The organism is Nocardioides caeni, from assembly GCF_004912195.1.
Taxonomy (GTDB): domain Bacteria; phylum Actinomycetota; class Actinomycetes; order Propionibacteriales; family Nocardioidaceae; genus Nocardioides; species Nocardioides caeni.
Window position 1 is genome coordinate 77837 of the sequence record NZ_STGW01000004.1, and the last position, 17724, is coordinate 95560.

Consider the following 17724-nt stretch of genomic DNA (forward strand, 5'->3'; position numbering starts at 1 on the left):
CCGTGGGTGCGGACCACCCGGGCGCCGCGGCCGATCTCGCAGTCCTCCAGGGTGGTGTCGGGTCCGACGACGGCGTCCTCGCGGATCACGGTCGCGCCCAGCAGCTGGGTGCCGGGGAGGATCGTCGCGTCCGCCTCGAGTACGACGCCCGCCTCGATCCACGTGGTGGCGGGGTCCATCACCGTGACCCCGGCGCGCATCCACCGCTCGACGATGCGACGGTTCATCTCGCGACCGAGCTCGGCCAGCTGGGCGCGGTCGTTGGCGCCCTCGGTCTGGAGGGCGTCGTCGACCGGGTGGGCGGCGACGGAGAGGCCGGCGGAGCGCGCGATGGCGATCGCGTCGGTCAGGTAGTACTCGCCGTTGGCGTTGTCGTTGCCGATCCGGTTGATCGCGTCGGCGAGGAAGGCGGCGTCGAAGGCGAGGATGCCGGAGTTGATCTCGCTGATCGTGCGCTGCTCGTCGGTGGCGTCCTTCTCCTCGACGATCGCCTCGACCACACCGTCGACGTTCCGCACGATCCGGCCGTAGCCGTGCGGGTCCTCGACGATCCCGCTGAGGATGGAGACGGCTGCACCGGCGGCCTGGTGGGCGTCGGTGAAGTCACGCAGGGTGGCTCCCTCGAGGAGGGGCGTGTCGCCGTAGGCGATGAGGACGGTGCCGTCCCCCAGCGGCTCGGTCAGGGCCTCGAGCGCGATCCGGACGGCGTGCCCGGTGCCCAGCTGCTCCTCCTGGACCGCGATCACCGCGTCGGCGCGGCACTCGCCGATGTGCGGGCCGACGAGTTCGCGCTGGTGACCGATGACGGCGACGACACGGCCGGGCTCGAGCTCGCCGACCGCGGCGAAGACGTGGCCGACCATGCTGCGGCCGCCGATGCGGTGGAGGACCTTGGGGGTCTTGGACTTCATCCGGGTGCCACCACCGGCGGCGAGGACGATGACGGTCAGCTGCTCGGTCACGACAGCCACCCTAGGAGGTTCCGCGAAGGCAACCGGATCTGGCGTCGGCGGGACCGTCAGTAGGGACTGTCGTGGATCGGCGCCGAGATCCGTCCGGAGAGCGACTTCTCGGCGTCGTCGTAATCCAACTCGACACAGATCGAGCTGTCGTCCACGGCCACGACGGTGAGCTCGCCGGTGGCGTCCGTCGCCGACTGGGCCGCCGTCCCGCCCGCGTAGAGGATCGTGGAGAAGGTGAGGACGTCGAGCTCGTCGGTGACCTCCACGGTCGTGCCCGGCGCGATCTCCTCGAGCGGACTCGTGGCGTTGAACGCGGTCAGGAACACCACGGCCAGCCGGGAGCCCTCCGGCGGCAGGACGGTGTCGACGCCGATGCCCTCGTCGGGGATCTCGTAGTCGCCGACATAGAAGGTGTAGGCCGTCCCGTCGCCCAGCTCGGCGGCCTGAGCAGTCGTGTCGAGCACGGCCTCGGTGCCGTCGGGGTAGGTCGCGGTCAACGACGTCGCGCACTCCCCCGCCTCGGCTCCCTTCGTGGTGTCGGTCGAGCCGCCGGACGCGGCGCTCGAGCTGTCCTCGTGGGGCTCCGCGTCGTCCCCCGAGCCGCAACCGGCGAGCAGCGACGTGGCGAGAAGCACGCCGGTGGCGAGGGCGATCGTGCGCATGAGCTGCAAACTAACCCCTAGCCTCGGCCCATGACTGCTGATCCCCGCGCCCAGCGCCTCCTCGACGCCCAGGTGGCGTGGCTGCTGTCGCAGCTCGACGGCGCGACCCTGGCCGCGAACGTCGACGCCGACCTCGACGCGCTGCTGGCGATCGGTGCCGAGATGTCGGTCGACGCGCTGGTCTCGCCCGCGCTCGCGAAGGAAGTGGTGCACCTGCTCCTGGAGCGCCTGCCGGCGAGCGCGACGGCGAGCACCCTGGCCGACCTGGTCGCGCGCACGGCGTACGACGGCCCGGCGGAGGCCTTCACCGTGGGCGACGTCGTGGACCGCGACCACCTGGAGGCCCTGCTCGACGAGGTGCTCCTGCGGGCCGACCTCGTGGGCGCGGTCCTCGACCGGGTCGCCGAGAGCCCGCTGGCAGCGGGACTCGCCTCCCGGCTGGTGGCCCGGCTGGTGGGCGACGTCATTGCCACCAACCGTGCCGTCGCGGACAAGATTCCCGGTCTCGGGTCACTGGTCTCGCTCGGCGGCAGCGTCGCCGGCGCCGCCGGCAGTCTGGCCGGCAAGCAGCTCGAGTCGCTGATGGGCGACACCGCCGGCAAGGGCACGACGCTCGCCATGCGACGGCTCAACCGGATGATCGTGGAGACCATGAAGGACCCGGCGGCGAAGGAGGCCGCGCTCCAGGTCTTCGACCTCTACGCCGCCGAGCCGGTCGGTCAGGTCCACCGGACGGGATCGCAGGACGACACCGTCCGCCTCGCCGGACTGGTCCAGGACATCGTGATCGGCGGCGGCACCGCCGCACCGGTGCTGGCGTTCGTCGACGCGCTGGTCGACGGCTTCTTCGCTGTCTACGGCGCCCACCCGGCCTCGACGCTCGTCACGGACCTGGGGCTCGAGCCGACCGACCTGGCCGACGTCGCGCGGCGCGCGCTGCCGCCGCTGCTGGCCGCCGCGGTGCAGACCGGCGAGGTCGAGCGCCTGCTGCGGGCCCGGCTGGAGCCGTTCTTCACCTCCCCCGAGGTCGCGGCGATCCTCGAGGGTTCCGACTGAGCGTGCCCTACGGCTGGTCCGTCCCGCCGACCGCGCCGGGCACGGCGTCGACGAGGTCGTGCCCCATCCCGTGCTCGGCCTTGAGACGCGCGAGCTCGCGGTCACGGGCGACGTAGCCGCTGCGGCTCACCCGGTCGCGGCCCAGGATGCCGAGGCGGGCCTGGTCGAGGGCGAGCAGCCCCGGGCGCAGGCCGCGCAGGACGTGCTTGGTGCGGCCGTCGGGGATATGGAGCGCGTCGGCCGCCGTGTCGCCGAGGAAGATGCGGGACATCCCGTACATCACCCGCACCGCGGTCGCCTCGCGGAAGGACGCGGGCCCGGGCAGCATGGTCGCGAGCTGTGGGGCGAGGTAGTCCTCGGTGAGTGCCTTGACGAAGTCCCGGCTGTAGTCGTCGGGCCCGGGACCGGTGAGGGAGTAGAGCTCCTCGATCCGCACGTGGTCGGCCTCGTCGACCGGGTTGAGCGCGTCGTCGACGCCGATCACGTGCCCGACGTAGCGCCACAGGTGGTAGATGTCCGCGAGCTCGTCGTCACGCAGCCGGACGCCGAGGTGCTCCATCGCGGCGAGCGAGATGTGACCGAACTCGGCGAGCGTGAAGGCCATGTAGGGCTGCGGGATCGGCACGCCCCACGCGGGGGTGTCCCACTCGTCGACGGTGCGGCCGATGAAGCTCCGCACGTGGGCGTGGATCATCCGCACCCGGACGGTGTGCTGGAAGCCGGGAGCGTCGATCGCCATCCCGCCGGGTCGCACGACACGCGAGAGCCACTCCCCCACCTCGATCGAGCGGACGGCGGGCTGGTGGCCGTAGCGACCGGTCAGCAGCAGCGGCTTGGCCGCGATCCAGTTCTCCGCACCCCGCAGCAGCGACGCTGCGCCGAGCACGAGCCCCCACTGGGCGCTGTAGCGCACGAGTACGTCGCTGGCCCGGTCGAGGCGGTCGCGATCGAGCCACGCGGGCTCCGCGGTCAGCTGGTCCAGCAGCGCCCGCACGGACGGCAACGGGTCGGAGACTGCGCCCAGTCCCTCGGTCATCAGGGTGCGCACGGCCTTGGCGGCGACGCGCCCGGCCGGGTCGGCGACGACGGCGTCGCCCAGCGGGTCGGCCTGCCACATCCCGGCGACCCAGGCCTCACCGAAGGAACCGTAGCGGCGCACGGCCTCGTCGATGTTCGGCAGCGCGGTCGGCGCGATCGGCGCGGAAGCGACGGGAGAGACGTCGTGGGCGGTCACCCCGGCATTGAAGCACCCGGGACACCGTGACAGGAAGACTGTGACAGTGAAACTGTCACAATTTCTGGTGAGGGCTCAGGCGCGGCGGAAGCCCGCCTCCGCGCAGCCGACGGTCAGCCGCTCGAGGCCGAAGGCACCGACCGGGCCGAGGCCACCGACGCCGTCCAGGCCGTCCTCCTGGGCCGTGCGGGCACCCCAGCTGAGGATGTCGGCCGTGAAGTCGTAGGGGTCGGCGCCGTCGAGGGTGACCGAGGACAGCTCCCTCCCGGCCGCGTCGCGCGCGATGCCGACGGCGAACGACCGGCCACGGGCCCGCTGCTCGGCGGACGGACCGCCGGTGGATCCCTTGACGACCAGGCCGACGGCTCCGCCGACGAGCGCCTTGGCGGGTCCGAACCTGCGCGCCGGCCAGGATGCGACACCCGCAACCGACATTGCTCGCGCGACCGCCGGCGGTGCGCCGAGGAAGACGCCCACGTCCTGCAGCTGCGGATAGGAGGCCGGCAGTGCGAGGTGCTCCGCGCCCGGGATGGACACGCCGGTCAGCGATCGCCCGTGCACGTCGAACTGCTCGATCCGGCGACCGGCCCGCTCCGCGCTGATCGTGCCGCCGGTGAGAGCGAAGGCGTCCTCGACCATCATCCCGCCGATGGACGCCCGGGTGCCGCCACTGGTGCCGACGTCCTTGACGAAGTAGGCGACGTCGACCGCGGTGGCCGCCGGACCGGCCTCCTCGAGGGCCAGCGCGCCGACGAGGCTGCCGGGCACGAAGTCGAAGCCGAAGGCCGACAGCAGCGCACCGCCGTTGGCGGCGGCGACCGGTCCCCAGCGCTCGAAGACCTCACGGATGAACGGCCCCTCCCCCGTCGAGTCGAAGTACGTCGCGCCGCACTCGGCAGCGACCCGGACCGCCGCCTCGCCGTACTTCAGGAAGGGACCGACCGTGCTGACGAGCACGTCGTTGCGACCGACGACGGCCGCGAGAGCGGAGGCGTCGCCGGCGTCCGCGACGGCGATGTCGAGGCCGCCGAGCTCCTCGGCGAGGGCGGCGACGCGGTCACGGCTGCGGGCGACGAGGAGCGGTGCGGCACCACTGCGGACGAGGCTGCGGGTGACCAGCTCACCGGTGTAGCCGGTGGCGCCGAAGACGATGATGCGGCTCATGGCGGACCAACCTACGGGTTCGGCTCACGACCAGCGGACTACGGTGGCGAGATGGACCAGCCGAACGTGCTCGTCACCGGAGCCACCGGATTCGTCGGGCGGAGGCTCGTGCCCGCGCTGGTCGAGCGGGGTCTGCGTCCGCGCGCGATGACCCGTCGTCCCGAGGCCTACGACGGCCCGGGCGACCCGGTGGGTGCGGACGTGGGCGATCCGGACACCCTGACGGCGGCCCTCGCGGGCATCGATGTCGCCGTCTATCTCGTGCACTCGCTGGACCAGGCCGACTTCGAGGAGCGCGACGCCGAGGCGGCACGCTCCTTCGGCAGGGCTGCCGCCGAGGCCGGGGTGCGCCAGATCGTCTATCTCGGTGGGCTCGGCACGGACGACGAGGAGCTCTCACCGCACCTGCGGTCGCGGCGCGAGGTCGAGCGCCTGCTGGGCGAGGCCGGCGTCCCCGTGACGGTGCTGCGGGCGGCGATCATCGTCGGTCACGGCGGCATCTCGTGGGAGCTCACCCGCCAGCTCGTGAAGAACCTGCCGGCGATGGTCGTGCCGAAGTGGACGACGACCCGCACCCAGCCGATCGCACTGGACGACGTCGTCCGCTACCTGTCCGGTGTGATCGGCGACGAGCGCACCCTGGGCGAGGTCTATGAGGTCGGTGGCCCCGAGACGATGACCTATCTCGACATGCTCCAGATCGCCGCCGACGTCGCGTCGGGGAGGTCGGTGCCGATCGTGCGGGTGCCGGTGCTCACACCGCGACTGTCGTCGTACTGGCTGGCGCTGGTGACCGACGTGGACGTCACCACGGGTCGCAACCTGATCGACTCGATGGGCACCGAGGTCGTCGTCACCGACCACCGCATCCGCGACCTGCTCCCCGGCGAGGTCCTCAGCTATCGCGAGGCCGTCCAGCGCGCCCTGGGCGAGCGGCTCGCCGAGGGCGACGACATCTAGCCGAACAGCAGCGGCAGCGCGAAGAGCATCGCCGTCGACCACGTGCAGTGCGTGAGGATCGGCGCGAGGATGCCGCCGGAGGCGCGCCGCTGGAGACCCACCACCGCGCCCAGCAAGATCGCGGCGAAGGCCAGCATCACGTTGCCCGTCGCCAGGGTCGCCACCACGTAGGCGAGAGTCGACCAGATCACGGGATGACGCGTGACCGCCGCATAGACGGCGCCCCGGAAGAACAGTTCCTCCGCGATCCCGTTGACCACGGTGATGAGGAGCAGCAACGGCACCGAACCCTGGTCGGCGAAGTCGAGCACCGAGCGCACCTGCCGGTCCAGCCACGGGATCTCGCGGACGACGAGTCCGCCGACGACGAACAGGGCCGCCAGCAGCAGGCCGAGCAGGACCGGAGCGACGACTGGCCGCACCAGGGTGGTGTCGTGGGCACCGGCAGCGATCCGGCCCAGGTGCAGCGGCCCCGACAGCAGGGCACCCACCGCCCACACCGCGGCCATCGCGAGTGCGGCGGGATAGAACCAGACGTTGCCGGGTTCGATCCGCAGCGAGATCGCCAGCATCACCGCACCCAGCAGCACGACGCCGACGGTGACCCACTGGCGGCGCCGCAGGACCTCGACGGTGTCGCGCTGGTCACGGGGCACGACGTCCCACAGTGACCTGCTGACCCAGCGACGCACGGCGCCCCCTTCCCTACGCGCGAGGCTACGGGGTGACCGAGCAGGGAGTCCGGACGCCATCTGTCAACGCTCGTAGACAGACCGCTATTCTCCCAGTCGCCCTTCACGTGGCACCCGACCTCCCGACACCCCGCTCAACCGCAAGGACCTGACATGCTGCGACGCCTCCTGTCCCTCCTGATCCTGCTCGGCATGCTCCTGCCGGCAGCGCCGGCCGGAGCAACGACGTCCGCCCCGGATGCCGACAGTGTGGAGTTGATCAGGATCGAGCGGAGCGTGGTCATCAACGTCCCGGCGCGCGAGGCGTTCGCCTACGCCGCCGACTTCCTCAACGACCCCCAGTGGCGTGCGGAGGTCACCACGATGACGGTCGACGGTCCGCGCCGCATCGGGGCGGTCTACACCGAGGACTCCCGGCTCGGCCTCCGCCCGCACTGGGTGACCCTCACCCGCCTGACGGTCTGGGAGCCCGACCGCCACGTGGTCGCGGAGACACTGCCGACCAGCCCCTACTACCTGCGCTCCGAGCGCACCTTCGAGGAGCTCGCCCCCGGCCGGACCCGGATGACCTACCTGCTCGAGTACGACGCCGCGATGGCCGACGCCGTGTTCGGGTTCCCGGTGCCGCCCATCCTGGTCGAGCTGGGTTACGCGACGATCATGCAGGCCTACCTCGGCAAGCTCCGCCTCCTGCTGGAGAGCGGCAGCGTGTGATCCCCCACCCGCCATGACCCTCGTGCTGGACCAGGTCCCTGCCTGCATGCTGGGGTGATCCCGTGGACCTCACCTATCCCGTCGTCGTCGCTGCCGCGAAGTCCTGGTTCCGGCTGTCCGCCATGGACATCCACATGACCGGGCTCGAGCACATCCCCGAGACCGGTGGCGCGCTGGTCGCCGTCAACCACGTCTCCTACGTCGACTACCTGATGGGTGGCCTGCCGGGCGTCGAGCGGGTCGCTACACCCGCTTCATGGCGAAGAAGGAGATCTTCGACCACCCGGTCGGCGGCCCGTTCATGAAGACCTTCGGGCACATCAGCGTCGACCGTGCCGCCGGCCTGGAGTCGATGGCTCGCGCGGAGGCCGCCCTGCGGGCCGGCGAGGTCGTCGGCATCTTCCCGGAGGCGACGATCTCCCAGAGCTTCCTGATCAAGGAGCTGAAGACCGGGGCGGTGCGGATCGCGGCGAAGGCCGACGTACCGCTCGTCCCGATCGTCGTGTGGGGCACCCCAACGGATCCTCGCCAAGGGCCGCAAGCTCGACATGTCGCGCCACCACCGCATCGACATCGAGGTCGGCGAGCCGATGCATCCCACCGGCGCCGACCCGACGGCGGAGACCGCCGAGCTGAAGGCGCGGATGGAGGCGATGCTGGAGCGTTGCATCCTCGCCAGCCCGCCCGACGAGCGCCCGGAGGGCGCCTGGTGGCTGCCGCAGCAGTACGGCGGCAGTGCCCCCACGACCGAGGAGGCGGCCGCCCAGTACGCCGAGGAGCGCCGGCGGCGGGCCGAGGCGAGAGCCGCGAAGCGGCGGCGCTGACCTCCTCGAGGTTTCATCTCGATGGTCGTCGAGGCTGGCTCCCCGGGTTGGAATCGAACCAACGAAAACTGGATTCAAAGTCCAGCCGCCCGTGCCAGCAGAGCAACCGGGGATCGCGCGACCCAGCCTAGTGCCGCCAGTCATCGCTCCCGGCATCGGTCCTTTTCCGCGAAGGCCGCCGTCGAACCTGCCGATGGGGGGAGCACTGAAAGTGACCCGACCGACCGAAGGGAGCACGACGATGTGCGACCACTCACCGCAGTGCCCGACCGCGGGCGATGACGCCTGCTGCTCCGCCCACGTCACCGCCGACCACAGCGAGCAGGGTTGGTGCCGGCTCTGCAACGGCGTCATCGTCTTCGACGACGGCTTCTACCTCACGCCGGACGGACACAGCGTGGTCCTGCCGCGCTCGGCGTGACGTCTCCGAGTCGGATCAGCCCAACGGCCAGGTGACCCCGGTCCGCTCCTCCGAGACGGTCCACAGCCGCCGGGCGGCGTCGGCGTCCTGGGCCTGCTGCGAGCGCTGGTTGGGGCCGGGCGCGCCGCGGAGTCCGCGGAAGCCGGAGGGTCCGATGTAGCTGTCGGGCGGCAGGTCGGCCGTGATGGCGTGGAAGGTCGGCCGAGCGCCGAACTCCGCACTGGTCGCGATGACCTTGTTGCCGACCCACATCAGCTTGTTCATCAGCGGGTTGGCGTGGTGACTCTGCAGGTTGGTGGCGGAGTAGCCGGGGTGACAGCCGTGGGCCACCACGGACGAGCCGGCGGCCGTCAGGCGCCGTTGCAGCTCGGTGGTGAAGAGCAGGTTGGCGAGCTTGGACTGCTGGTAGGCCCGGGTGGGACCGTAGTCCCCCACCAGGTCGAGGTTGTCGAAGTCGACCTGCCTGCCGCGGTGCAGGTCGGAGGAGACCGAGACGACCCGGTCCTCGATCTGCGGCAGCAGCAGGTTGGTGAGGGCGAAGTGACCGAGGTGGTTGGTGCCGAGCTGCAGCTCGAACCCGTCGGCCGTGCGGCCCTCGGCGACCATCATGATCCCGGCGTTGTTGACCAGCGTCGTGATCGGTGCGTCCCAGCCGGCAGCGAAGGCACGCACCGAGGCGAGGTCGCCGAGGTCGAGCTCACGGACCTCCCAGGTGCCCGGGCCGGGCAGGGCGGCCGCTGCGGCCTCCCCCTTCGCGACGTCGCGTACGGCGAGGACGACATGGCCGCCCGCGGCCGTCAGCTTCTTCGCGGTCTCCAGGCCCAGGCCCGAGTTGGCGCCCGTCACCACGTAGGTCGTGCCGGTGAGGTCAGGTGAGGTCATACCGGCAGTATGTCCCAGCCGTGGTCAGGCGGTGGGCTCCACCAGGCAGAGCAATGACCCCCTGGTCGCGTTGAGCCGCGGCAACCCGCCGTTGGCGCAGGACTCGCCGGCCTTGCCGACCCGATCGACGCGCTGGACTGCCGGATCGCCCACGTGCTCGGCGCAGTCGACCTTCATCGCCGGCTCGGTACGGTTGCCGGGCAGGAAGCAGTCGCCCTCGCTGGCGTTCCAGTCGAGGCACAGCCCGTCCTGCTCCACCTCCGCGCGATCGCATCCGTCGCTCGCCTCCGCCTCCACGCGGTACGACGCCGACAGCTTGTCGCAGGCGACGGCCGTCGCGTCGCCGGGGGCCGCTACGCAGCCACCGACCTCGGTCGGAGACGACGACGGGCCTGCCTGGTCGTCGCCTCCGCCCAGGAGCACCCACAGCACCACGACGAGGGCGACGATGCCCACCAATCCACTGACCAGCGCGACGCGGCGCCTGCTGTCGGGTCCGGTCAACCAGTCCACCGAGGGTCGCATGCGGTCCAGCGTAGGAGCAGTCGACGGATCGTCGTCACTGACCCGCGAAGTCGACCTCGGCCGCCGTGACGACGGCCGCGGTCCGCCCCGGTGCCCGCTGCCCCGCCCAGTAGAGGTTGGTGTGCGCGATCACCTGCTCCGGCGGCGGCGCGCCCCACTCGCTGAGGTCCTCGGTGGTGTGGGCGTCGCCGACCAGCGTGACGTCGTAGCCGCGGACGAGGGCACCGTGCAGGGTCGAGCGCACGCAGAAGTCGGTCTGTGCGCCGGCGACGACGAGGTGGCCGACGCGGGCCCCGGCGAGCACCTCCGCGAGCTCGGTGTCCTCGAAGGAGTCGCGATAGGTCTTGTGGACCAGCGGCTCGCTCTCCAGCCGGACGAGCTCGGGGACGTACTGCCAGCCGTCGCTGCCCTGCGCCAGCCCGGCGTCCGAATGCTGCACCCACACCACGGGCGTGGCTCCGGCGCGGGCGCGCTCGACCAGACCAGCGATGGCGCCGACGACCTCGTCACGGCGCGGGGCGCCGGCGACGACGTCGTTCTGCACGTCGATGACGAGCAGTGCGGTCCCGGGGCGGTCGGCGAAGGTGCTCATGCTCGCGACCCTAGTCGAGTGGGTTCGCGCCACCGACGACGAACGATCAGTAGGTCAGCTCGACCCACTCGTGCACGTCGAAGCGTCCGTTGGACTGCAGCTCGATCGACTGCAGGCCGACGGGCCGGCCCTCGCGGTAGGTCAGCAGCCCGATGCTCGCGGCGCGGCGCAGCTTGCTGCCGATCGCGATCGCGTAGGCCGCACCGCCGGTGGTGCCGAGCGTGTAGGTGTAGCCGGTCTCGCCGCCCTCGCCCTCGACCGGCGTCGGGCCGCTCTGCACGTGGACGTGGCCACCGAGCACCAGGTCGACGCACCCGCGCTCGAGGGCCGCATCGCCGAAGTCGGCGTCGTGGAGCAGGACGGTGGAGACCCGGTCGCCCTCCTCGTCGGCCCGGCAGACCTCCTCGGTGAGCGCCTCGGCGACCTCGGCGCTCGTCAGGCCGGTCTCGTCGCGCCAGTTGCCCAGACCGCTCGAGCGGGGGTCGTCGACGCCGATGATCCGCGAGTCGCCGGGGCCGTCGACGACCTCGCCGTCGAAGTACGTCCAGCCCAGGTCCTCCAGGTGGGAGCGGACGAAGCCGCCATGGTCGTGGTTGCCCGCGACGCCCCAGTGCCCGTCGTAGTCGTCGAAGGCAGCCGCCACCGAGTCCAGGGAGAAGGCCTCCCACCGCTCGCCGGTCGACGTGTCGTCGCCCAGGTCGAAGAGGGCACTCGCCTCGGCCCGGTCGCCGATCGCCCGCGCGACCTTGTCCATGCCGACGTTGAGGTGACGGTCGGACACGATGACGACGACCGTCTCGTCCTCCTCGGGGGTGCGCAGCTCGAGCTCGCCGGCCCGGTCCGCCGCGTCGGAGTAGAAGGTCAGGCTGCGCTGGTAGGTGCTGACGGCGCTCGTGATCAGCCGCTGGGTCTCCTCGGTCGTGACGTCGTCCATGATCTCGACGTCGCGTGCCTCGTCGGGCAGCGGCACGTCCTCGCCGACGAAGGCCTGCAGTGGCTCCCAGGTCTCCTCCGGGGACTCCGCCCTCCCCCAGGTCAGCGGTACGACGGCCAGGCCGACCACCAGCGCGATCGCGACGAGTCCCGCCACACCCCCGCGGGTGCGCAGCCGGGCGAGGAGCTCGCGGCGCCGGGTCGGACCCACCACCACCCAGAGCACGAGCGGAAGGGCTGCGAGCGCAGCACCCTGCAGGAGGGCGGCGATGGCCATCGATCGCACGGCCCGGCCCACGGCCGCGACCTGTCCCTCGGGCTGGGAGGCGATGGCGGCGTAGCGCGTCGTCAGCTCCTCCAGCGAGGTGGTGTCGCTCTTGCCGAGGCGGATCTCCAGGCCGAGCCGCGAGTCCGACGGCGCCCGGAGGTCCGGCAGCACCGGACCGGTGCGGAGCACGATCTGTCCGGAGTAGTCCGGACTGACGGTCGCGTCGTGGCTGGCGAGGTCGATCGACCGCTCGCTCCCGGCGAAGATGAAGCCGGCGAGCACGATCGACAGCACCAGCCACACGCCCGCTCCGAGCAGCAGCCGGAGCAGGACGCGGACGTCCACCGCGATCCGCATCAGGCGCGCGCCCGGGCCTCCGCCACCGCGTAGAGCGCGACCGACGCGGCGACACCGGCGTTGAGCGACTCCAGGACCCCGGCCATCGGGATCGACAGCAGCCGGTCGCAGGTCTCGGCGACCAGGCGCGAGAGACCGTCACCCTCGGACCCGACCACGAGGACCAGCGGGCCCCGGGCCAGGTCGTCGTCGGCGACGAGCTCGGGCAGCGACAGGTCGCCGTCGGCGGCGAGGCCGACCACGAAACACCCCTCGTCCTGGAAGGCCTTGAGCTGGCGGGTCAGGTTGACCGTCTGCGCCACCGGGCACCGGGCGGCCGCACCGGCGGACGTCTTCCACGCCGCGGCGGTCATCGACGCCGCACGGCGCTCGGGGATGACGACACCGTGCGCGCCGAACCCGGCGGCACTGCGGACGATCGCGCCGAGGTTGCGCGGATCGGTGATCGAGTCGAGGACCACGATCAACGGCGCCTCGTCGGCGTCGGCCGCCGCATCGATCAGGTCGTCGGGGTGGGCGTACTCGTAGGCCGGGATCTTCGCCGCCAGGCCTTGGTGCACCGCACCGTCGGTGAGGCGGTCGAGCTCGCCGCGGCTGACCTCGAGGAGCCCGACACCCTGCTCGGCAGCGATCCGGAAGACCTCGCGCAGCCGGCCGTCGCGCTCGGCGCCCTCGGCGACGTAGACGGACGTGACGGGCACCCGCTCGCGCAGCGCCTCGAGGACGGAGTTGCGTCCGGCGATCCACTCGTCGCCGCCGCTCCTGCGGCCGCGGCCACCCGGACCGCTGCGCCCGGCCCGTTTGTCGGCGCGCTTCTTGGCCTCGGCGATCTTGTGGGCCTTGTGGTACTCCCGGTCGGTCGCCTTGGGCGTCGGGCCGCGGCCCTCGAGCCCGCGGCGGACCTGACCGCCGGAGCCGCCGGCGTTCTTCTTGCTCTGCTTGCGGATCGCGCCCTTGCGCGAAGAGTTTCCAGCCATGTCAGTCGTCCTTCCGGTGGTCGAGGAGGTCGCGCAGCGACCGTCTCGAGACCTGGTGGGCCGGTGCCGGAACCCGGCACGGGCAGGTCCCGGCACCATGGCCAGGGGTTTCGAGGCTCGTCGCTGGCGCTCCTCGCACCTCAACCAACGACCGTCCAGGTGGGTCCGTCGGGGGTGTCGGTGACCTCGATGCCGGCCGCCTTGATCCGGTCGCGGATCGCATCGGCACGGGCCCAGTCCTTGTCGACGCGCGCCTGCGTGCGCTCGTCGAGCAGACCGGCCACCAGCGCGTCGACCGCGACTGTGAGCCGCTCCTCGTTGTCCGAGCTGCCGGCACAGGCCCAGGCCGGATCGGCCGGGTGCACGCCGAGCACGTCGAGCATGGCAGCGACGGCGGTCGCCGTGGCGGTGGCGTCCTCGCCGGCGGCCAGCTGGCGATTGCCCTCGCGCACGGTGTCATAGAGGACGGCGACCGCTGCCGGCGTACCGAGGTCGTCGTCCATCGCCGCGGCGAAGGCGTCGGGCAGGGCGTCGGGGTCAGCGGCGACGACTCCGGCGCGCTCGAGGAAGGCCTCGATCCGCCGGTAGCCGACCGCGGCCTCGTCGAGCGCGTCGAAGGAGAACTCGACGTGCGAGCGGTAGTGCGCGGCCACGACGTAGAAGCGCAGCTCGGCGCCGCGGTAGCGCTCGAGGATCGCCGGGATCGAGAGCGTGTTGCCGAGCGACTTGCTCATCTTCTCGCCAGCGGTGGTGATCCACGCGTTGTGCATCCAGTACGACGCGAAGGCGCCGCCCGCGGCGCGCGACTGGGCCTGCTCGTTCTCGTGGTGCGGGAAGCGCAGGTCGACGCCGCCGCCGTGGATGTCGAAAGCGTCGCCGAGGTACTTACCGGCCATCGCCGAGCACTCGATGTGCCAGCCGGGGCGGCCCGGTCCCCACGGGCTGGGCCAGGACGCGGTCTCGGGCTCGGAGTCCTTGCGACCCTTCCAGAGCGCGAAGTCGCGCGGATCGCGCTTGCCGCGGGGATCCGCGTCGGCCGCCGGCTCCATGTCGTCGACGCCCTGGTGGGTCAGCTCGCCGTAGGACGCCCAGGACCGCACGTCGAAGTAGACGTCGCCCGATCCGTCCGCCGCCGGGTAGGCGTGGCCGCGCTCGATGAGCCGCTCGATGAGCACGATCATCTCCGGGATGTGCCCGGTGGCTGCCGGCTCGTAGGTCGGCGGCGCGACGTTGAGCGCGGCGTAGGCCCGGTCGAGCTCGATCTTCATCGCGTAGGCGAGGTTGTACCAGGGGCGGCCCTGCTCGGCCGACTTGATGAGGATCTTGTCGTCGATGTCGGTGATGTTGCGGATGAACGTGACGTCGTAGCCGCGGTGGCGCAGCCAGCGCTGCAGCACGTCGAAGTTCACCGCCGACCGCACATGGCCCACGTGCGGCTCGCTCTGCACCGTCAGACCGCAGACATAGAGACTCGCCCTGCCCTGGACCAGGGGGACGAAGTCACGCACGTCGCGTGTCGCGGTGTCGTAGAGCCTGATGGTCACCCGGCCAGTCTAGGGATCGGGCGGGGGCACCCGCGCATCGTCGGCGGTGCCTGCGTTCAGACGCCGTAGCCCCCGTCGACGTCCAGCTTCTGGCCGGTGATGAACCCGGCGCGCGGCGAGGCGAGGAAGCAGACGGCCTCGGCGATGTCGACGGCGGAGCCGAAGCGGCGCAACGGGATGTTGCCGCGGGTGACGTCGAGGGCGCGCTCGTCGAGCTCGCCGCTGTCGATCAGGCGCTCGGCCATGCCGTCGGTGAGCATGCCGGGGCCGACCGCGTTGACCCGCACCCCGAAGCGTCCCTCCTCCGCCGCCAGGCCGCGCACCATCGCCTCGACCGCCGCCTTCGGGGCCGACGACAGACCGTCACGGACGGGGAAGCGGGCCGTCGCGGCCGTGGTGACGGCGGTCAACGAACCGTGCGCCTCGCGCAGGAACGGGAGCGCCGCGTGGGCGACGGCGAAGAAACCGGCCGCGTCGATCGCCAGCTGCTCGGCCATGTCCCCGGTGTCGATACGGGAGAGGTGGCGCATCGGGACGTGCGGACCGGCGGCGTGGACGACGGTGTGGAGGCCGTCGAGCTCCGCCGCCGCGTGGTCGACGACGCGTCGTACCTCCGCGCGGTCACCCAGGTCGAGGCCGTACGACGCCACGCCGATCTCGGCCGGACGGGACCGGTGCGTGACCGCGACCCGAGCACCCCGGTCGACGAGCAGGGCGGCGATCGCGCGCCCCAGACCGCCGGAACCTCCGACGACGAGGGCACCGCCCGGGAGCGCGGCGAAGTCAGCAGGGGCGGCAGGAGACATGCAGATCAGGCCTTCGCGGTGATGTCGACGGTGTGCCAGCCGGTCGCGCCATCGGGCAGGACGTCGGCGACGACGCCGGTCTGGGTCGAGCCGTCCTCGCCGACGGCGCGGACACGCAGCTGGTGGTCGCCCTCGTCGAGGTCGAGCATGACCTGCCACTGGACCCAGGTGTCGACGTTGGGGGTCGTGGCGATCTCCGCCTGCTGCCAGGGTCCGCCGTCGACCTGCACCTCGACGGCGCCGATGCCGGTGTGCTGGAACCAGGCGTAGCCGGCGCAGAGGACCTCGCCCGCGGGGACGTCGTCGCCGCTGCCGGGGACCTCGATCTTGGACGCGATCTTCACCGGACCGAGCTCCGACCAGCCCTTGTCGGTCCAGAACGCGGTGATCTCGTCGAAGCGGGTGACCTCGAGGTCGACGACCCACTTGGTGGCCGAGACATAGCCGTAGAGGCCGGGCACGATCGTGCGCACCGGGAAGCCGTGCTCGATCGGGAGCGGCTCGCCGTTCATCGCGACGGCGAGCATCGCGTTGCGGTCGTCCATCAGCGCGCCGAGCGGGGTGCCGCAGGTCCAGCCGTCCTGCGAGGTCTGCAGCACGGCGTCGGCATCCGGGTGCGGGCCGGCCTCGGCGAGGATCGCGGCGAGCCGGTAGCCGCTCCACCAGGCGTTGCCGATCAGGTCGCCGCCGACGTTGTTGGAGACGCAGTTGAGGGTGATCCAGTCCTCGGTGATCTCACGGGAGACGAGGTCGTTGTAGGACAGGCGGAGCTCCCGATCGACCATCCCGTGGATCCGCAGCTCCCAGTCGACGGGCTCGATGGTCGGCTTGATGTAGGCCGTGTCGATCAGGTAGAAGTCCGAGTTCGGCGTCTGCCACGGCCCGACGCCCTCGACGCCGAGCGCGGCACCGGGCGGCACCTCCGGGGCGGTGACGCCCTCGATGCGCAGCAGCCGCCGCGCGGCCTCGACGTTGCGGCGCGAGCTGCCGGCGACCCGGCCGATCAGGCCACCGAAGGCCGCGACCCCCGTGGTGATCCCGGCGACGATGAAGAAGTGGCGGCGGGTGTGCATCGGCTCGGCGGCGGGGTCCTCACTCTCCGCGACCAGCTCCCAGCGACGGAGCCACTCGGCGAGCACCGCCATGGCGACCACCCAGCCGAGCAGGCCCACGACCACCGGTGCGAACTCGATGATGCCCGGGTTGGGCTTGCTCGCGACCGCGACACCGGCGACACCGGCAAGCGCGGCGTAGCCCAGCATCGCCGCCCACCAACGGCGGCGGGCGAGCTGGCCGAGGACGGCGAAGAGGACGAACAGGATGAGCAGCATCCCGATGACGAGGACCTTCTTGTCGTCGCGATCGAACGTCTCGATGGCCCACTTCACGACGGATCCGGGGGTGAGCCCGGTGACACCCTCGGCGACGGCGACGACCGGCGACTCGCGGACGTTGAGCAGCGAGGCGACGGCGTAGCTGACGGCGAGACCGGCCAGGCCCGCCAGTACGCCGGCCAGTGCCCACCAGCCTCGGGAGTTCCTCACGGGGGTGATTGTCCCTCAGCCCGGACCCGCCGGTCCACGGCGGGGCGCGCGGCGCGCCGTCACCGGCGGCTCCGGGCTCGGGCATGATCGCCTCGTGAACCCACCGCGCCTGCGCACCGGAATCGGCACCGACGTCCACCGCCTGGTCCCCCGCACCGACGGTGACCGTCCGCTGGCACTCGGCGGCCTGCTGTGGCCGGACGAGGACGTGCGCCTCGAGGGTCACTCGGACGCCGACGTCGCCGCGCACGCCGCCTGCGACGCACTCCTGTCCGCGGCCGGGCTGGGTGACCTGGGCAGCAACTTCGGCACCGCGGAGCCGGAGTGGTCGGGCGCCAGCGGCGCCGCCCTGCTCGGCGAGACGCGGCGCCGGGTCGAGGCAGCCGGCTGGTCGATCGTCAACGTCGCCGTGCAGGTGATCGGCAACCGGCCCCGCCTCGGACCGCGCCGCGCCGAGGCGGAGGCCGCGCTCTCGGAGGTCGTCGGCGCACCGGTCTCGATCTCGGCCACGACCACCGACGGCCTGGGACTCACCGGCCGCGGTGAGGGCGTGGCCGCGATCGCCACCGCACTGCTCGCCGGCTGACGCTCCGGCCAACGCCGACGG

General features: G+C 72.0%; 20 protein-coding genes, 1 tRNA gene and 1 pseudogene. 8 read left to right on the top strand and 14 right to left on the bottom strand.

Going from position 1 to position 17724, the window contains the following annotated elements; translation table 11 throughout:
• On the bottom strand, positions 1-962 hold a 962-nt coding region (locus tag E9934_RS07985; RefSeq protein ID WP_238694861.1), incomplete at its 3' end, for a bifunctional UDP-N-acetylglucosamine diphosphorylase/glucosamine-1-phosphate N-acetyltransferase GlmU.
• Positions 963-1018: 56 nt separating this feature from the next.
• Positions 1019-1624: a hypothetical protein gene (locus tag E9934_RS07990; protein WP_136562363.1), complete on the bottom strand. Its 606-nt coding sequence runs from the start codon at positions 1622-1624 to the stop codon at positions 1019-1021.
• A 30-nt stretch (positions 1625-1654) separates the two neighbouring features.
• On the opposite strand from E9934_RS07990, the gene E9934_RS07995 reads away from it, so the two are divergent.
• Complete coding sequence (locus E9934_RS07995; protein ID WP_136562364.1) at positions 1655-2680, top strand: hypothetical protein; 1026 nt, start codon at positions 1655-1657, stop codon at positions 2678-2680.
• Between the two features lie 7 nt (positions 2681-2687).
• On the opposite strand, the gene E9934_RS08000 is transcribed toward E9934_RS07995, so the two are convergent.
• Complete coding sequence (locus tag E9934_RS08000) at positions 2688-3914, bottom strand: oxygenase MpaB family protein (protein WP_202977237.1); 1227 nt, start codon at positions 3912-3914, stop codon at positions 2688-2690.
• A gap of 75 nt (positions 3915-3989) precedes the next feature.
• The gene (locus E9934_RS08005) at positions 3990-5078 is read right to left on the bottom strand and encodes a saccharopine dehydrogenase family protein (protein WP_136562365.1); all 1089 of its coding nucleotides are present in this window, start codon (positions 5076-5078) and stop codon (positions 3990-3992) included.
• Positions 5079-5129: 51 nt separating this feature from the next.
• Between E9934_RS08005 and E9934_RS08010 the strand changes: the two genes are divergently transcribed.
• Complete coding sequence (locus tag E9934_RS08010; RefSeq protein ID WP_136562366.1) at positions 5130-6038, top strand: NAD(P)H-binding protein; 909 nt, start codon at positions 5130-5132, stop codon at positions 6036-6038.
• On the opposite strand, the gene E9934_RS08015 is transcribed toward E9934_RS08010, so the two are convergent.
• Positions 6035-6730 (bottom strand): CPBP family intramembrane glutamic endopeptidase, encoded by a 696-nt coding sequence (locus E9934_RS08015; RefSeq protein WP_202977238.1) that lies wholly within the window; start codon positions 6728-6730, stop codon positions 6035-6037. The two genes, E9934_RS08010 and E9934_RS08015, sit on opposite strands and share 4 nt — an antisense overlap.
• Positions 6731-6883: 153 nt before the next feature.
• Between E9934_RS08015 and E9934_RS08020 the strand changes: the two genes are divergently transcribed.
• The 4 genes and pseudogenes from E9934_RS08020 (at position 6884) to E9934_RS20225 (ending at position 8268) form a co-directional block, all read left to right on the top strand.
• Complete coding sequence (locus E9934_RS08020) at positions 6884-7444, top strand: SRPBCC family protein (RefSeq protein ID WP_136562368.1); 561 nt, start codon at positions 6884-6886, stop codon at positions 7442-7444.
• Between the two features lie 62 nt (positions 7445-7506).
• Positions 7507-7749: a 1-acyl-sn-glycerol-3-phosphate acyltransferase gene (locus tag E9934_RS20215; protein WP_238694837.1), complete on the top strand. Its 243-nt coding sequence runs from the start codon at positions 7507-7509 to the stop codon at positions 7747-7749.
• A pseudogene (locus tag E9934_RS20220) lies at positions 7701-7892 on the top strand (lysophospholipid acyltransferase family protein); the annotation flags it as partial. The gene E9934_RS20215 and the pseudogene E9934_RS20220, both read left to right, overlap by 49 nt.
• Before the next feature lie 100 nt (positions 7893-7992).
• Complete coding sequence (locus E9934_RS20225) at positions 7993-8268, top strand: hypothetical protein (RefSeq protein WP_238694838.1); 276 nt, start codon at positions 7993-7995, stop codon at positions 8266-8268.
• A gap of 35 nt (positions 8269-8303) precedes the next feature.
• Here E9934_RS20225 and E9934_RS08030 read toward each other — a convergent pair.
• Positions 8304-8381: transfer RNA gene (locus tag E9934_RS08030), tRNA-Gln, on the bottom strand.
• A 98-nt stretch (positions 8382-8479) separates the two neighbouring features.
• On the opposite strand from E9934_RS08030, the gene E9934_RS08035 reads away from it, so the two are divergent.
• Entirely contained in the window at positions 8480-8689 is a 210-nt protein-coding gene (locus E9934_RS08035) for a DUF5999 family protein (protein WP_238694839.1), read from the top strand.
• Between the two features lie 15 nt (positions 8690-8704).
• On the opposite strand, the gene E9934_RS08040 is transcribed toward E9934_RS08035, so the two are convergent.
• The 8 genes from E9934_RS08040 to E9934_RS08075 form a co-directional block, all read right to left on the bottom strand.
• A complete protein-coding gene (locus E9934_RS08040) occupies positions 8705-9571 on the bottom strand; it encodes an oxidoreductase (protein WP_136562369.1) in 867 nt (288 codons plus the stop codon).
• Between the two features lie 24 nt (positions 9572-9595).
• A complete protein-coding gene (locus E9934_RS08045) occupies positions 9596-10096 on the bottom strand; it encodes a hypothetical protein (RefSeq protein ID WP_136562370.1) in 501 nt (166 codons plus the stop codon).
• Positions 10097-10130: 34 nt separating this feature from the next.
• Complete coding sequence (locus E9934_RS08050) at positions 10131-10688, bottom strand: cysteine hydrolase family protein (protein WP_136562371.1); 558 nt, start codon at positions 10686-10688, stop codon at positions 10131-10133.
• 46 nt (positions 10689-10734) lie between these two features.
• Positions 10735-12246: a metallophosphoesterase gene (locus E9934_RS08055; RefSeq protein ID WP_136562372.1), complete on the bottom strand. Its 1512-nt coding sequence runs from the start codon at positions 12244-12246 to the stop codon at positions 10735-10737.
• Entirely contained in the window at positions 12246-13223 is a 978-nt protein-coding gene (rlmB, locus tag E9934_RS08060) for a 23S rRNA (guanosine(2251)-2'-O)-methyltransferase RlmB (RefSeq protein ID WP_136562373.1), read from the bottom strand. The genes E9934_RS08055 and rlmB overlap by 1 nt, the downstream gene beginning before the upstream one ends.
• A gap of 140 nt (positions 13224-13363) precedes the next feature.
• Positions 13364-14767: a cysteine--tRNA ligase gene (gene cysS / locus E9934_RS08065; protein WP_136562374.1), complete on the bottom strand. Its 1404-nt coding sequence runs from the start codon at positions 14765-14767 to the stop codon at positions 13364-13366.
• Between the two features lie 56 nt (positions 14768-14823).
• Complete coding sequence (locus E9934_RS08070; protein ID WP_136562375.1) at positions 14824-15573, bottom strand: SDR family NAD(P)-dependent oxidoreductase; 750 nt, start codon at positions 15571-15573, stop codon at positions 14824-14826.
• 5 nt (positions 15574-15578) lie between these two features.
• The gene (locus E9934_RS08075; RefSeq protein ID WP_136562376.1) at positions 15579-17117 is read right to left on the bottom strand and encodes a molybdopterin-dependent oxidoreductase; all 1539 of its coding nucleotides are present in this window, start codon (positions 17115-17117) and stop codon (positions 15579-15581) included.
• Between the two features lie 94 nt (positions 17118-17211).
• Here E9934_RS08075 and ispF point away from each other — a divergent pair, with 94 nt between their 5' ends.
• Positions 17212-17703, top strand: a complete 492-nt coding sequence (gene ispF / locus E9934_RS08080) for a 2-C-methyl-D-erythritol 2,4-cyclodiphosphate synthase (RefSeq protein WP_136562377.1) — start codon at positions 17212-17214, stop codon at positions 17701-17703.
• The last annotated feature ends 21 nt before the right edge of the window (positions 17704-17724 follow it).